12 protein-coding genes and 2 pseudogenes are annotated in these 16,427 nt (G+C 39.6%); 2 read left to right on the top strand and 12 right to left on the bottom strand.

Annotated elements, in window-relative coordinates; translation table 11 throughout:
- Window positions 1–26: 26 nt before the first annotated feature.
- From IJ00_RS05140 to IJ00_RS05125, 5 genes and pseudogenes are all read right to left on the bottom strand, one after another.
- The gene (locus IJ00_RS05140; protein ID WP_035150689.1) at window positions 27–1,916 is read right to left on the bottom strand and encodes a response regulator; all 1,890 of its coding nucleotides are present in this window, start codon (window positions 1,914–1,916) and stop codon (window positions 27–29) included.
- Window positions 1,917–1,932: 16 nt separating this feature from the next.
- Window positions 1,933–2,379 carry a response regulator gene (locus IJ00_RS05135; protein WP_201782667.1) on the bottom strand — a complete coding sequence of 149 codons (447 nt, stop codon included), beginning with the start codon at window positions 2,377–2,379 and terminating at the stop codon, window positions 1,933–1,935.
- A 255-nt stretch (window positions 2,380–2,634) separates the two neighbouring features.
- Window positions 2,635–3,897, bottom strand: a pseudogene (locus IJ00_RS05130) (ATP-binding protein); the annotation flags it as partial.
- Window positions 3,898–3,942: 45 nt separating this feature from the next.
- Window positions 3,943–4,275 (bottom strand): annotated as a pseudogene (locus IJ00_RS30100) (PleD family two-component system response regulator); the annotation flags it as partial.
- Window positions 4,276–4,313: 38 nt separating this feature from the next.
- Window positions 4,314–6,365: an ATP-binding protein gene (locus IJ00_RS05125; protein ID WP_035150688.1), complete on the bottom strand. Its 2,052-nt coding sequence runs from the start codon at window positions 6,363–6,365 to the stop codon at window positions 4,314–4,316.
- Between the two features lie 818 nt (window positions 6,366–7,183).
- On the opposite strand from IJ00_RS05125, the gene IJ00_RS05120 reads away from it, so the two are divergent.
- Window positions 7,184–7,666, top strand: coding sequence for a molybdenum cofactor biosynthesis protein MoaE (locus IJ00_RS05120; protein WP_035150686.1), 483 nt, complete (start codon window positions 7,184–7,186; stop codon window positions 7,664–7,666).
- A 230-nt stretch (window positions 7,667–7,896) separates the two neighbouring features.
- Here the strand turns inward: IJ00_RS05120 and IJ00_RS05115 are convergent, their stop codons facing one another.
- Together IJ00_RS05115 and IJ00_RS05110 are read right to left on the bottom strand one after the other, a co-directional pair.
- A complete protein-coding gene (locus IJ00_RS05115) occupies window positions 7,897–8,559 on the bottom strand; it encodes a calcium-binding protein (protein WP_035150684.1) in 663 nt (220 codons plus the stop codon).
- A gap of 504 nt (window positions 8,560–9,063) precedes the next feature.
- Complete coding sequence (locus tag IJ00_RS05110; protein ID WP_238178435.1) at window positions 9,064–9,819, bottom strand: calcium-binding protein; 756 nt, start codon at window positions 9,817–9,819, stop codon at window positions 9,064–9,066.
- 176 nt (window positions 9,820–9,995) lie between these two features.
- On the opposite strand from IJ00_RS05110, the gene IJ00_RS05105 reads away from it, so the two are divergent.
- The gene (locus tag IJ00_RS05105) at window positions 9,996–10,670 is read left to right on the top strand and encodes a polysaccharide deacetylase family protein (protein WP_371259637.1); all 675 of its coding nucleotides are present in this window, start codon (window positions 9,996–9,998) and stop codon (window positions 10,668–10,670) included.
- Here the strand turns inward: IJ00_RS05105 and IJ00_RS05100 are convergent.
- The 5 genes from IJ00_RS05100 to IJ00_RS05075 form a co-directional block, all read right to left on the bottom strand.
- Window positions 10,667–11,821 carry an acyltransferase gene (locus tag IJ00_RS05100; RefSeq protein ID WP_035150682.1) on the bottom strand — a complete coding sequence of 385 codons (1,155 nt, stop codon included), beginning with the start codon at window positions 11,819–11,821 and terminating at the stop codon, window positions 10,667–10,669. The genes IJ00_RS05105 and IJ00_RS05100 overlap by 4 nt on opposite strands.
- Before the next feature lie 134 nt (window positions 11,822–11,955).
- Entirely contained in the window at window positions 11,956–12,237 is a 282-nt protein-coding gene (locus IJ00_RS05095) for a hypothetical protein (protein WP_052754388.1), read from the bottom strand.
- Between the two features lie 54 nt (window positions 12,238–12,291).
- Window positions 12,292–13,020, bottom strand: coding sequence for a DapH/DapD/GlmU-related protein (locus tag IJ00_RS05090; RefSeq protein WP_035150681.1), 729 nt, complete (start codon window positions 13,018–13,020; stop codon window positions 12,292–12,294).
- A 772-nt stretch (window positions 13,021–13,792) separates the two neighbouring features.
- Window positions 13,793–15,055 (bottom strand): murein transglycosylase A, encoded by a 1,263-nt coding sequence (locus IJ00_RS05080; protein ID WP_144415987.1) that lies wholly within the window; start codon window positions 15,053–15,055, stop codon window positions 13,793–13,795.
- A gap of 2 nt (window positions 15,056–15,057) precedes the next feature.
- Window positions 15,058–16,347, bottom strand: a complete 1,290-nt coding sequence (locus IJ00_RS05075; RefSeq protein WP_035150677.1) for a proton extrusion protein PcxA — start codon at window positions 16,345–16,347, stop codon at window positions 15,058–15,060.
- Window positions 16,348–16,427: the final 80 nt, after the last annotated feature.

The following is a 16,427-nucleotide window of genomic DNA, read 5'->3' as shown; positions in this document are numbered from 1 at the left end:
TCGCCAAAAATTCTTCCCATTAATTGCTAATTATTCTTGACATTACTAATAGTTTGTAGTAGTTGTTTCGCTGTGTAGGGTTTACAGAGAAATGCTTTGACTCCGATATCAGTGGCAGCATTAACTTTATCACTAGCGCTGAGTCCACTAACGGCAATAATTTTCACCCCAGGGTTGATTTTTTGCAGAGTGCGGATAGTTGTGATACCGTCCATGGAAGGCATGAGCATATCCGTGAGTACAACAGAGATACGATCGCGGTATTCTGCGTAGAGGGCGATCGCCTCAATTCCGTCACAAGCTGTAATTGCTTGGTAATTATAGGTTTCCAAGGATGTTTTGGTGACATCACGGATAGAATCTTCATCATCTACCACTAAAATTAATTCGCCGTTACCTGTGGGTAATTCCTGATCGATATCTCCTAGGATTTCTGGAATTTGTTGTGCAGGCAAATATACTTTAAACTCACTACCTTTATTCAGTTCGCTGTTGACGTTCACAAAACCACCGTGACTTTTAATAATACCAATGACAGTAGATAAACCCAAGCCAGTCCCTTTACCAAGTTCTTTGGTAGTAAAAAAAGGTTCAAAAATGCGGTCGAGATTTTCCGCAGTAATACCCATACCCGTATCGCTAACTTTAATGATGATGTAGTTACCGACGCGAGCATCCAGATGCATTTTAGCGTAGTTTTCATCGATGATGAAATTTTCCACGCAAATGCTCAAACGTCCGCCATTTGGCATAGCATCACGAGCATTCACACACAAATTCATCAAGACTTGGTGTAATTGGGTAGCATCAGCAGATACTGTCCAGAGATCATCTGGCATCAGTACCCCAACGTCAATGCTTTTGGGGAAAGTTTCTTTGATAACTTGTTGAATTTCGACGATTAAATGTTTGAGTTGTAACAGCGTGCGATCGCCCTCAACTCCCCTAGTAAAAGATAATACTTGTTTGACTAAATTGGCTCCCCGTTTGGCATTATTAATCAGGATTGATAACAACCTCTGACTCCGCTCATCTTTTAATTGTGATTCTAGTAACTGAGCAGTCATTAAAATCGGAGCTAGAACATTATTTAAATCGTGGGCAATCCCACTGGCTAAAGTCCCGATGCTTTCTAATCTTTGGGCACGTAAAAACTGAGATTCCAGTTGTTTTTTATGGGTAATATCACTATTAACGACTAAAATAGCCTGGGATTTTTGGTCAAATTCTCGTACCAAAGTCCAACGACTTTCGACGGTAATATTTTTCCCCGACTTTGTAGTTTGGGAAATTTCTCCTTTCCAACTACCATCTTGCATTAATTGCTGTAAAGCATCAGGTAATAAAGAGAGATTTTTTTCTTGCCAAAGTTCAAAGGTGGTTTTGCCTATTGCCTCTTCCTTACTCCAACCATAGAGTTTTTCGGCGGCATTATTCCAAAAGAGAATTTGATTGCCTAAATCTTGGACAAAAATTGCATCGGTGGCAACATTCAATAACGCAGCTTGTTGACGAATTTTTTGCTCTGTTTGTTTACGTTCCAAAGCATAGCGCATAGAGCGTTCTAGCAAAGGTGCAGTCAATTGACTTTTTTCTAAATAATCTGCGGCACCAGCTTTCATAGCTTCAATATCAATCGATTTGTCACCTTGCCCGGTGAGTAAAATAATTGGAGCAGAAACCGCATGACTCATGGCTTCTCGCAGCAATTCCAAGCCATTACCTTCACCTAAGCGGTAATCTATCAAATAGACATCATAATTTTGATTGGCAATGGTTTCCCGTGCTGCTTGATAATTACTCACCCATGTCAGATGACAATTAATCACCTGAAACTCTTCCATCCAATCACGGGTGAGGATATAGTCATCCTCGTCATCATCTATGAGTAAAACTCTGATGGGGTGGTTCTGCATTGCTGCCTCCCAGTATTTATAGTGGCAGTTCAACGATTTCAAACCAGTATTTGCCAATAGTTTTAATCACTTCAACTAAGGCAGCAAAGGTGACTGGCTTGATGATAAAAGAGTTTGCGCCCAAATCATAGGTACGCAGAATATCTTCCTCTGCCTTGGATGTGGTTAAAACTATCACAGGAATTTTCCGCAGTTGGGGATGGGCTTTAATTTCCCTGAGTGCTTCTCTACCATCTTTTTTAGGCATATTTAAATCTAGTAATATCAAACCAGGACGAGGTGAGATGTTGGCATCAGTATACCGACCACGCTGATACAAGTAGTCCATTAACTCCTCTCCATCTTTGACGATATGCAGATGATTGGGGAGATGACTTTCTGTTAAAGCCTCCCTAGCCAACATACAATCATCGTCATCATCATCAGCCATCAAAATAGTAATCGTTGTTTGCCGACCCTTCACTCTGAATTTTCTCCTTTGTGCAGCCTATGGGATTAATTTATTATTAAATTGCAACAAATATGAGTGATTAGTTGTAAAATCAGCAATTTCATATGCAGGTATCATAAACCTTTTAGGGGTAAATAGGTAATGGGTGGTGGCAAACAGAAATAAATTTTCCCTGATTCCCAGATATTTTGGGTTTAAAATCCCGTCACTCCTGATTACTGATTACTCATTACTCCCTACTTCCTGACCCCTGATAGAGTAATAGTTTCAACGATGGTGTTTAGGTAAGGTAATGATAAATGTTGCCCCTTTTCCGGGTTGACTGATAGCTGTAATAGCACCCTTGTGGATTTCTATGATTTTGCGGCAAATAGCTAAACCGATACCAGTACCTTCGTATTCACTGCGACCATGTAAACGTTGAAAAACGTTGAAAATACGGTCTAAATATTTTTCCTCAAAACCAATACCATTATCTATGACGTGGATTTGCCAATATTCAGGATGGTTAGCAATAGTATCTACGGGGGTGGATTGGATTTGACTCTGAATTTTGATGTGGGGTGAAATCTGGGGGTGGTGAAATTTTAAAGCATTGACGATGAGATTTTGGAATAACTGCCGCATTTGTAGGGGATCGGCATCGATGGTGGGAAGTTCTCCGACTGTGATTTGGGCGTTATTTTGCTGAATCGTAATTTCTAAGTCGGAAATAACTTCTTGAGCAATGTCAGCCAGATGTACTGGTATAAATGGTTGTGCTCTAGTGGTGACGCGGGAGAGGGCTAATAAGTCATCGATGAGAATCTGCATTCTGCGGGCAGCATTTTGCATTCTGTCGAGGTAGTCTTTACCTTGGGGTGAGAGGGTATCGCCACAATTAGCTTTTAGGCGATCGCCAAAGGTTTTAATTTTCCGTAGGGGCTCCTGTAAGTCGTGGGAGGCAATAAAAGCAAATTCCTGGAGTTCTTGATTAGAGCGTATCAGTTCTTGCCGTTGTCGGGTTTCCTGCTCTAAAAGCTTGCCTTGGGCAAGGGCAATACCCATTTGATCGGCTAATTGCTTGAGTAGCTCTGTTTCCCATTCTGTCCAATGACGGGTATTGCGACATTGGTGGGCGATTAATAATCCCCAAAGTTGATTTTGCAGGATGATGGGGACTACTAAGTTAGCTCGAACACCAAATTGTTGCAGAAAGGCGATATGGCAGGGTTGAATATTTGCTGTATAAATGTCATCGATGGCACTGATGTGTCCTTGGCGATACTTTTCGATGTAGCATTCTTGAAAGCAGGGATCGATAATATTTCTTCCCAGAATTTCCATGGTTCCTGGAATTACGGCTTCTTTGACCACGGTGACAGAGAAGTCACTTCGCATCCGTAAAATTACTACCCGGTCAGCTTGCAACAGCTTTTGCACTTCCGTGACGCTGGTTTGCAGGGTTTCATCTATTTGTAGGGATTGACGAATTTTCAGGGTGATGTCGGCAAATAGTTGCGATCGCCGATTTTGTTTTTGCAGTTCTTTCATCATTTGACTGCTATTGAGCAATCTCCCTGCCCGTTGCGCTAATACCTGCCATTGAATCGGTTTGATGATAAAGTCCGTTGCTCCCACGGCAAAGGCTTTTTCGATGGCTGCTTGGTCATACATCCCCGTAATAATTAATACTGGTATTTCCTGTCCACCGGGTAGCGATCGCACCTGTTCACAGACTTGGAAACCATCTATTTCTGGAATTTGAGCATTGAGCAGCAACATATCTGGCTGTAACTGAGTATACAAAGATAAAGCTTCAACTCCGTTACTAGCTTCAGCCACTTGATACCCTGTAGCTGTTAATAACTGACTCATTTGTGTGCGCAGCAACACATCATCATCTACAACCAGAATTAGATTGCTCATAGCTTTTCTGAGGAAGGGTGACAGGGAATAGAGAGACATTACCCATTACCTACTAAGCGACTTAATATCTTCACCAATTCATGGGTTGTGTAGGGTTTCGGTAAAAAAACAGTATAGGCGGAATTTGCTTCTAGGGAAAGTTTTTGACTGGTTCCACTGACGGCGACAATCGGTAGTTGAGGGTTCATGCGATGGAGAGTCGTAATTGTGCTTGTTCCATCCATGTTAGGCATCATCATATCGACGATGGCTAAATTAATTTTATCTTTATATTGGGCATAAAGAGCCACGGCTTCAATTCCGTCACAAGCTGTTAAAACTTGGTAGTTATAATTTTCTAAAGATTTGGCTGTAATTTCTCGAATGGCTGGTTCATCATCAATCACCAGAATAAATTTTCCATATCCATCATAGGTATCTAATTCTTCGGAGATGGGGATACTTTTTCGGAATTCTGTTGGGAGAAAAATTTGAAATGTTGTGCCTTTTCCCAGAGTACTTTTAACGGTGATAAATCCTCCATGCCCTTTAATAATTCCCATGACTGTAGATAGTCCTAATCCTGTACCTTTGCCAAATTCTTTGGTGGTAAAAAATGGTTCAAAGATTCTATCTAGGAGTTCATTTTTAATCCCGATACCATTATCAGCTACGGTAATTATAACGTAGTTTCCAGCTTGGGCATCAAGATGCATTTTTGCATAGTTCTCATCAATGAAAATATTATCTGCGGATAGGTCTAATATGCCACCATTTGGCATTGCATCACGGGCATTCAAACACAGATTCATTAATACTTGATGTAACTGGGTGCTGTCACCACAAACTTGTGCAGTCTCAACGGGAATTTCTGCGTTCAGGGTGATAGATTTGGGAAATGTTTGGGTGATAATTTGTTGCATTTCTGCAATCAAGTTTTTGACGGATATATAAGTGTGTTCCCCCTCAATTCCCCTGGCAAAGGATAAAACTTGCTTGACAAGATTCGCTCCACGCTTCGCATTATTTTCTGCGATGGCAAGTATCTGGCGATCGCCCTCATTTTCACATTTTGCTTTTAATAGTTGTACTGACATTAAAATCGGTGACAGCACATTATTTAAATCATGGGCAATCCCACTGGCTAATGTGCCAATACTTTCCATTCTTTGGGCGCGTAAAAATTGCTTTTCTAACTGTTTTTGAGGTGTAATATCTTCCACAATATAGGCAAAACGACGGGGATGTGAGGTTTTTTCCCCATGGATTGATGCCACGGTTGCCCGCAAATACTTTTGTCCTTGGGGGGTGGTATGGTTATATTCAAAATGTACCGGGGATTGGGTTGCTTCTGCCTGGAGATAATACTGAATCCACTGTTGTAAATATTCCGGTAAAATTCCCATCTCACTCGCCAGACGATTTTCCATAGTTTTGGGAGTGAAACCAAAAAACTTAGCGCTGGCTGGATTATCAGATAAATGTAAAATATCGTTATTTTTTAACTCAACTACCCCCATCATGATGGGTGAACTATTAAAAAAGCTCCGCAGGGTTGATTCACTTTGCTGGAGAGATGTTGCTGTTTCTTGATATTCCTGCTTAATTTTGACTATTTCTGCTAAATTCCGGCGAATTTCTAACTGTTTACTAATTAATCGACTAATCGCTTGCAGAGATGCTAACTGCTCTGTTGTGATTTGACGTGGTTTTTGATCTACAACACACAAAGTTCCCAGAATTTCTCCCGTCACAGCCATAATTGGGATACCTGCATAAAACCTGACATAGGGTTCCCCAACCACTACAGGTGATTGACGATATTGCTCATGGGATAGGGTATCAGAAATTATAAGTATTTCTCCATTCTCGACACAAATAGGACAAAATCCTATATCACGGGGCATTTCTGGGATATCTATCCCCACCTTTGCCTTAAACCACTGGCGATCGCGATCAACTAAATTAATTAAAGATATGGGTACACGACATACCTGTGCTGCCAGAAATGCCAAATCATCAAATGCTTGTTCGGGCAAAGTATCGAGAATCTGATAGTTATGGAGTACCTCTAGTCTCTTCGCCTCCTTAAAGACTGAAGAATTTATCATATATGTTTTTCCCTTCTATCATTTTTATGACAGCCTGATGAATAATATTTCGGAAATTTTCCCTACCCCAGGGAATATAAAAGGTGCAATCAAATAAGCAATGAAAAATCTTTTGCTCAGTACCATACCTCTGTGCTATCCATCCTATCTATATTGACTATTTGGCTGTTTCTGTTTTGACAGCATCTAGTCACAGCATCAACTGCTGATGGATACATAAAAAAGTATTGATAGATATTTTTGTAACTCCTATTATAGTAATATACCTTAAGGAAGATGATCAATTAATCAATCAAAATAAGTAAGAATACTTAATTGAATATTTTTTTACGTAGTGATTAACAACTTTTTTATACGGAGATAATCGCCGATAAAAAAAGTAAAACTTAGTAATATATAGTTAATCAAAATAATCAACACCGTGTGAACAGATGTAATATTTTTACTTCTTAATTGATAATTTTCTGTATTTTTGACTTTTAATCAATCTCTTAAGTAACTATGATGAACTTATATTCCACCACCATCAATGAATCAAGCATTTATCCTGCCCCCCTTGCCTCTTAGAGACTTCCAGAAAAGACATTACAGCGTTTCCCAATCAGATGAAATACAACCCCACCCGCCCTATCGGGCACCCTCACCGATTTCGCGGAGGGCTGGGGAGGGGTTCTTCTATACCTCACTAGAATGAGAAACGCTATATCCAATTTATTCAGATTTGATTTTCTGATTCCCCCTGCTCCCCTGCTTACACAGCGATTAGTTATTTTTTTTATTTGAAAGTCTCTTACCCTTGCCCCACTTATAGCCAGGTAATGATAAATACAGTCACATCTAGGATTAAACCCAGAGTAGAAGATAGTTTTGCCATTAGTTTTGCACCCCTATCTCTAGAAGAAATTTACGCTAAAGCCAACGACCCCGGCAACGGTGCTGTGGTGGTAATGAGTGGCACCGTTCGCAACCAAACCGATGGAAAAGCAGTTATTTCTTTAGAATATCAAGCCTATGAACCGATGGCTTTACGGGTGTTTTACCAAATTGCTGCCGAAATACGGGAGAAATGGCAACAGGTAAACCGTGTAGTGATTCACCATCGCATCGGACATTTACCTATCGGGGAAATTAGTGTTTTAGTTGCCGTCGGTTGTCCCCATCGTGGGGAAGCTTTTGCTGCTTGTCAATATGCAATTGATACTCTCAAACATAATGCACCCATTTGGAAGAAAGAACATTGGGTGGATGGTTCTAGTAGTTGGGTAAGTATTGGAGCTTGCGAGCAATCTGGTAATTGTTAACTTGGCACTCCTAATAAAACCTGGCTATTGAATACTTCTGAATGATAAAAGGAAAGCGAATATCATACCCACTTTCCTAACTCCCAAATCTATGAATATTTCCTATTGATTACACATCTTGCAAACAGATATTTTTCTGTAAGGAAGATGAAATCACTAAATCAGCAATAGTTAACAGCCATAAGTGATTTTAATTCAGATGGTAACTGTTAACTGATAGCTCCATTTTCTTAGACGAATTGTAGGTCTAAACCAACGTTGAAACCAGAAGGTTTGTTTTCGATGATAGCAAAGGTAGTACCTTGGTAAGATAACGCACCATTGCTGCTGTTGTAATGGAACTGGTTGAGAGAAGTAGCACCAAAACCGTATTTGGAAACTTGGATTTTGTCACCTTCTTTCCAACTGAAGTCTTTGATGACATCAACACCTTCATACTTGTTGTTGAAGACGAATTTGTCTGCACCAGCACCACCAACTAGGGTATCATTTCCACTTTCACCATATAGGCTGTTATAATCTCCACCATAGAGAATATCCTTACCATTACCACCACTGATGTAGTCACTACCACTATCACCATCTAGATAGTCGTCACCATTACCACCATAAAGAGTATCGTTGCCATTACCACCATAAAGAGTATCTTTGCCATTACCACCATAGAGAATATCATAACCTTCTCCACCATACAGTTTGTCGTTACCATCTTCACCATAGAGGTAGTCATCACCTAACCAACCTATCAGGGTATCGTTACCAGTACCACCATAAACAGTATCGCTCCCATGACCAGCCTGAATATAGTCATTGCCACCCAAACCATAAATTTTGTCTGAGCTGTAATCTCCGGAGAGATCGTTATCATAGTTGTCACCATAAATATTAGTCATTTTTCCTTTCCTGGTAGATGTAATTTTAATATGTAGTTAGGTAATTGATGAACCGCTAGAAAATATTATTTTCTTTTGGCTGATCACCTATACTATTTATTCCCTTTGACTTGAAAGTTTTACGCAAAATTATTAGTAAAAATATTTCCTTATATTTTTTGAAGAGAAACCATGTAAAACCACACAGACAGAAGATGTACAATAATTCACCTGAACGGTAACCGCTATAGCAATATTTGACCTCTACAATCAACATAATCCTGATACTTAGGAAATCAGAATAGATAGCTTAAATATTCTCTTAAAAGTATTATTTAAATAAAAAGAAAGTGAGCAAAATACCCACTTTCCTAACTCCCAAATCTATGAATATTTCCTATGGATTACACCTCTTGCAAACAGATATTTTTCTGTCAGGAAGATGAAATCACTAAATCAGCAATAGTTAACAGCCATAAGTGATTTTAATTCAGATGGTAACTGTTAACTGATAGCTCCATTTTCTTAGACTAATTGTAGGTCGTAATTCACGTTGAAACCAGAAGGTTTGTTTTCGATGATGGCAAAGGTAGTACCTTGGAAAGACAACGCACCATTGCTACTATTGTAATGGAACTGGTTGAGAGAAGTAGCACCAAAACCGTATTTGGAAACTTGGATTTTATCCCCATCAGTCTTCCAGTCAAAGTCTTTGATGACATCAACACCTTCAAACTTGTTGTTGAAGACGAATTTGTCTGCACCAGAGCCACCAACTAGGGTATCGTAACCATAACCACCTACCAAGGTGTCATTTCCACTTTCACCATACAGTTTGTCGTTATTATATCCACCACTGAGATAGTCGTTTCCAGTGTAACCATAGAGGGTGTCGTTACCATCTCCACCATAGATAACATCGTTACCAGTCCAACCATCTAGGTAGTCGTTACCATCTCCACCATTCAGGTAGTCATTACCATCTCCACCATTCAGGTAGTCATTACCATACCAACCGTAGAGGGTATCGTTACCAGCACCACCGTAGATGGTATCATTACCTGTACCACCATCTACCCAGTCGTTGCCACTACCAGCAGAGATGTAGTCATTGCCACCGTAACCATAAATATTGTCTGCGTAGTAGGTTCCGTAGAGGTTGTTAGCGTAGTTGTTGCCGTAAATATTAGCCATTTTGTCCTTTCCTTGTTGATGTAAGTTGAATGCGTAACTAGGTAAGTTGTGAACCTTTGTCAAACCTTGTTTCGTTGTGTTTTCCATCGGCTCTACTATTTATTCCGTTCGGGTTGAACCTTTTATGCAAAACCATCGGCAAAGTTTACATTTCTTTACAATTATCGTAAAAAAAATCACCTGAGAAATCGCGTAAATCTAGTGATAGCAATGCTTAGAGCTAATATTTTGAGGGGAAAGAAAAAATCTGATAACTGAAATATATGATGAAAATCCAGTTTGCCTCGGCATATCCAATAATTTATCGTTTGCTGGCTCCGACTTTTCCGGGGTGTCTGTGGGGTGGGAATCGGAATTCCTGTGATATTGCCTTGTCTTTTGATGATGGTCCCCATCCGCAATACACAGCACAACTATTGCAGGTATTAGATAAATATCAAGTCACAGCTAGTTTTTTTTGGTTAGGGTTATGGGTGCAACGTTATCCAGAAATTGCGCGGGAGGTGAGCGATCGCCAACATTGGATTGGATTACACGGTTACGATCATCAGAATTTTCCCTTGCTCTCTTCCCAGGAATTACAGGAAAGCTTACTCAGAACCCAGGAAGCTATCTATCATAGTTGCAATTTGCACCCTTCTCAAGTCAGAGATGTGCGTCCACCCAACGGATTATTTACTCCCCAGACTCTGAAACTTCTAAATGAGTGGAACTATCGACCTGTGATGTGGAGTGTAGTTCCGGAAGACTGGGTACGTCCGGGGGTTGAGGTGGCTGTGAATCGGGTGATGCAGCAAGTTACAGGTGGTTCTTTGATAGTTTTGCACGATGGAATGTTTGGTGGACAAGATGTTGCTGCAACTGCGGAAATCCTTATCCCACGTCTGTTGCAACAAGGTTATAATTTCGTCTCTGTTGACGATTTATGGCGCTCTTAGCTTTTTTTGATGAACGCAGACATGAAAGGGCGCTCAAATAGTACATGGAAGGGATAGGCAACTAATAGGGAGACAAAGACACCTAAAGTAAAGGATAGGATAGCGAACACATCCGCAGATAAATTCAGGTGAAACAACCAGTAGCGGAGTAATACTAAAACGGGACCATGGGTGAGGTATAAGCTATAGGAAATCGTACCGAGGGTAACTATCTGAGGATGTTCTAGTAGCTGCAATAGAAATGGCTGTTTTTTACCTTCCACTATTATCTTGGTGCAGTAAATAAATAGACAACCACCAGCTGCACCCAAAAAACTTTGACCAATCCAAATGGGTAAAGCAAATTTCTGCCACTCTGTAAGAAAACCAACTATTGTCATGGTAATAGTTAACCACCCCCAGGGTAGGTGTTTCCTCATACTGACTAATTGTGGTTTTTGAGAAAATCCGATTTCCGATGCTACCATTCCGAGAGCAAAGATACCTAAAAACCAAGGTGAAGCGGATTCTAGTAATCCATTAAATAGGTATACCGGTGCTAAACCGATGACAAATGCAGCGATGACTGTTCTAATTAAACCAAAACGTCGCCAAATTGGTAAGAGAACAAAGGGAAAGATGAAATACATCTGCCACTCGGTTGCCACACTCCACATCGGTGGGTTGATTGTCATGTGGGTAGTGGAACTGAGGTTATGAACTAGGAAGAGGTGGGAAATGACATCAATGAATGTGAAGCGAGGGGAAAATGCTCCTTTTCCGGCAATTTCGTCCCATTTAAAGCTGGTAAATTGTTCTAAACCGAGGATGATAAATGCTAGGAGTAAGGAAAGAAATAGGGCAGCATAATAGGGTGGTAAGATGCGCCGCGATCGCCGTTTAATATAATCAACTAAAGTCCCAGAGATATGACCATCTTGAGAACGGGATACTGGCAACATTAAGACATAGCCAGATAAAACAATGAAAATAACTACTGAAAAGGCTCCATATCTGAGAATTTTATCAAAAACTAGCCAGAACTGTGATGATTTCCCGGCTATTTCTGGTTCTATATGAACAAGGACAACATACAGAGCAGCGATTCCCCTTAACCCATCTAAATAATGTAATCGTAATCTTTTGGGTGATGTTTCTGGTATTTGATTCATGATTTCAATTTCCACTGATATTGATAAACATGGGAATAAACCTCATGGCATAGATGCTGATTGGTGCATGAAAGAATAGATAGTCTATCGAGTTGTTCTCTCACCAAATATCCCTACTAGAATCTGTATCAAAGTTACATAGACTCAGGACAATTACCAAATTTATCTAGCATTGCTGTTACTAAATTCACATCAGAATTTCGCCACACCTCACTCACACGTTTTTGTATCCAAATAGAATTCACGTTCACACTCTCGTAATATATGCAAGTGATAACTCTATCTCTAGGAATTGCCACATCAGTCATACTTATAGAACTTGCATCTTTTGTACTTCCTCGTTCCCATCCCCTCGGTGTTAAATGCCATTCCGTCCATTCACTGAAATTCGTTAAATCAAGACTATTTGGATTCATTTTTTTGCCTTGTCAAATATATATGCAAATGCCCAATATTCCTTGAGAAATTCATCAAAAGTATTGAGATTCACTTGCCACTGAGTTGATATCTAACTTGACTACTTCATTGCTATTACGACTTCTAATAACTCGCGCAGGTACACCAACTGCAACCGAATAGGGAGGGATATTTTTAGTCACAACAGAACCTGCACCAATCACACTTCCCTTACCAATAGTGACTCCATCTAAGACGGTGACTCCATGTCCTAACCAACAGTCATCTTCAATTACAATTCCTGCGCGAGTCACTCCTTGGGAATCGATAGTTTTTGTGGGGTCGGTGAAGATATGATTATTTGCAAATATGCCAGAATTAGCTGCAATTAAACAGTATTTACCAATGGTGATATTTCCTGGTCCAGCCAGACAAACATAGGAACCAAGATAGGTATCTTCATCTATAAATATGCGAGTATTATTTAAAGCTTTGATATTCACACCTTGCTGTAATTGTACACCATCTGCGAAGTCAATCAGATTATCTTGATGACCAGTAGCATTAATATGTGTTCCTCGATGGACACGCACATAATTCCCTAGTCGAATGCAACGACAACCTAAAAATTCTACTCCATTTTGGATATAAACTATTTTGCCAACCTGGGGAAAAATAAATTTATAGGCAATATTTCTAATTATTGTCCCCATGAAAATAGCTGGAATTTCACCCAATAAGTTAGTTAATAAAACCTCTGTTAAACGTTTTATTTTGTGGAGAATAGTTGTTTGATGACGCATGTCCAATTATATTTTAACTGGTAATTTTTGTATGTTGTCAGGATTATTTGCTCACAGTTTTTCGTAGCATTTATAAGCAAAATAAACTGATTCTATTTTCGGAAATGTAGAGTCTCCATCTGTCAGCAGTGATAAGTTATCTAGTTTGGCTGATAACTTGATGACTGATTTCGTGGTGTGTTATCCTGCGGCAAGGAAGATAAAGTCTGATTCCCTCGATGGAACCAGAGATATACTTATCTATAAGCTATTAACTGATGGAAATCTAAATCTCTTCTATTTTGAGAACTTTGTAACTCCAGATATTGCTTCCTTAGGGCGCAATGACAAAACTCCACTTTTGATTATGGACAAGGTTTATCTATGCAATATCAAGGTGCAGAACTAAATTGTACTACTACCAGAAATAGGAAATTACTTGTTAAATCTTAATTAAATACTTGCACACTAGGGCGGTGCGTCACCAACTTCAGCCATAATGTTGAAGTTGACCATTGGAGCGAATAGGTACGCACTCCCTCGACTACTATAACGGCTTGCTTCTAGCCAGTTTTTAGAGTCTGCGACTGTGAACATGGTGTGCAAGGATAATTTTACATATCAGTGATGAATAGTTTGTTATTAAGGGTATAACTAACTAGTTCTAATCTTATAACTGTTTAATCTAGATAATTTCAAATCACCGTAAATTTTCTATGAGAATTATTAATTTCTTGTAAAGATTTTTCCGTGGATAAACTGAATAAGTTGAGCAGAGACTCAGAGAACCTGGTTACTTCAGTAGTAGATAGTATAACTGTCCATTGCTGACTGTAACACCAGCGCGATCGCCAGCAATTTTTCCTGTACCGACAAAGTAATCTACCCTACCTGCTCCCTTAATTGCTCCCCCTGTATCTTGGTCTAAAACGTAGCGACTGACAACCCGATGTTCCATTGCTCCCTGGGGTAGGGAAAAGGGAAAATTTGCGCGGATGAGAGCCAAAGCGCCGGGAGGCATGAGAGACTTATCTGTAGCGATGGAGCGATCGCTAGTTAATGGAACGCTAATAGAACCTGTTGCGGGGTTGCCGTAATTTTCTTGGAAAAAGACAAAACTGCGATCGCGGGGGATATAAATATTTAAATCCTGGGGATGTTTTTGAAAATATTCGATAATTAGGGGCATAGTAATCATCCCTAGGGGTAACTTACCATCATTGCCCAATTCTCGCCCAATACTTCGATAATTATAGGCTGTACTAGCTGCATAACCGACGGTAGTCTGGGTACCATCGGTGAGCTGTAAACGTGCGGAACCCTGGATATGAATCATATAAGCTTCCAGGCGATCGCGCAACCAAAATAATTCTGTACCTCGTAATTTTCCCTGACTAGCTTGCAAAGCGTCGGCACCTTCTAATTCTAAACGAGTTGGGTGTGGTCGTTGCCAAGATTTAAAATCCTGAGGAACACGATAAATCGGATAGCGAAATTCCTGAGTTGGTACACGACTAGCAAGGTATAGGGGTTCGTAATAAGCAGTAAATAAAACTGTACCTTGATTATCCTTACCTACAGATTGATAGAATACAAATTCTCGACTGACAGCAGCGTTTAATTCTGCCGCAGATTTGGATTTGATTAATAATTGACGAAATCTGGTTAAGCTATTAATGACACGCTGTCGGGTAATTTCTTTGATAGGGTAATTTGCATAGGTTTTGCCAGCTCTATCTGTTTGTAAATACTTTAAACTCTGTTCTAAGGAAATTAATAAAGCTTTTTTGTCTGCACCTTGCTGATTTTCTCCCCATAACTGCTGATCAAAACAAGAATTATCCCCCGCACAACAGGGAAAGGGTGATTTTGTTAAATTGACTAAGGGAAGATTCGGCTTTTTTTCTATAGATGTCGGGATATACCAACGTCGCAATTGACATTGTACTGGACTTAATTCTCTATTGCTGAATTTTTGCCCTAGGGCAATCACGATCACAAATGCTAAGGGAAAAGCAACTAAACTACTTCTAAGAGTTTTTTGTAGTAGTTTCATAGTTACTCATTCATGTTGTGATATGTGGCGACTGCGGAGGGTGAAATCCGATTTAAATAGCGGAAAATCCAATATTTGAAAATTGTATCGAGAATTACGGGGAAAGTCGCAATAAATAAGAAAATAAAATCATGATTTGCTGGCAATCCCCAATGACGAGATAACCCTTCAAGAATTACCTCCCAACCATGGGGAGAGTGAAAACCTACGAACACATCTGTAAATAATATAATAATAAATGCTTTGGCACTATCACTTAAACCATACACAATATGGTCAAAGAAATCCTTGAGGATGACAATCTCCCGCTTACTGGCAATGAGGAGAATTACAAAAGCAATCACCGAACAAATATCCGCAAACACATTTTTAATCGCGTTGGCACTTTCCCTTCTATATTCCGTAGCAATCTCCTCAGCTTTCTCCTTCACTTTCACCTCCATCTGTTCTGGAGAAATCGGTGCTAACATGCCAATAATATTTTCAAACTTGATTCTTTCTTCAAATCTTTGTAGCTCTTCTAGTGCTTCCTCTTCCATCTCCTGATTGATAAATATTGACACCTGTTCCGAATGTCTCACATGATTAATTATCGGACCCACAAGAAAAGTTTTCGATATCTGGTGAGTCAGAGTCGGAACGATAATTAATAACAGCAGAAATCTCACAGAAATTAAGGTGCGTCGTTGGGACTTGCGAAAATTTCTGACAATATCTTCCTCTGACTTGGGGTCTAATTCTATTTGCAGACGACTGAAAGTATTAAAAATAGAACGCGGTAGTACACCCGTTGTATTCGCTTTACTGATATCTTTATTATTCGCCTGTTTAATGTTATTATTTAAAGGGACTATCGCCTGACTATTTTTCTTTATTTGAGGCTCAGAAATATCATCGATCTTTAGCCTTGTATATTTCGCTGTGATGTCATCAATTATTTTCAGCTTTTCTAAAATCACCGCTTCTGAGGAGTACTGTACACCATATTTAGCTGCGGTTTCCTGATTAGATTCGTTGAGAAAAAAACGGCTAGATTGAAACTCTGTCAATCGCATTCTCACCGTCTTCAAATGCTTTTGTAAATCTGTCTCAAAATAATCTAATATACTACTACTGTAACTCGTATTCTCGAAACTAATCTGATTCCCCTGGAAATGCTCATCTTCTAAAGCTTTGATTTTTAATGCTGCTTGATAAGCTGCTTCTACAGAACGTTCAGGTGTCCATAGGTACCATTTATAAGCAGACACCAGGAATGAGTAAATTTTCTGACCAAATCCCAAATTATTCATTGCAGGCAAGCATCCAGCCTTAGGGGGTATTTTTTACCTAAACTTAATTTACGAAGTATCTTAACAAATTCACGAGGAGA

The organism is Calothrix sp. 336/3 (genome assembly GCF_000734895.2).
Lineage (GTDB): Bacteria > Cyanobacteriota > Cyanobacteriia > Cyanobacteriales > Nostocaceae > 336-3.
The sequence above is the reverse complement of the archived record's forward strand: the minus strand, read 5'-3'. Positions and strand labels throughout refer to the sequence as shown.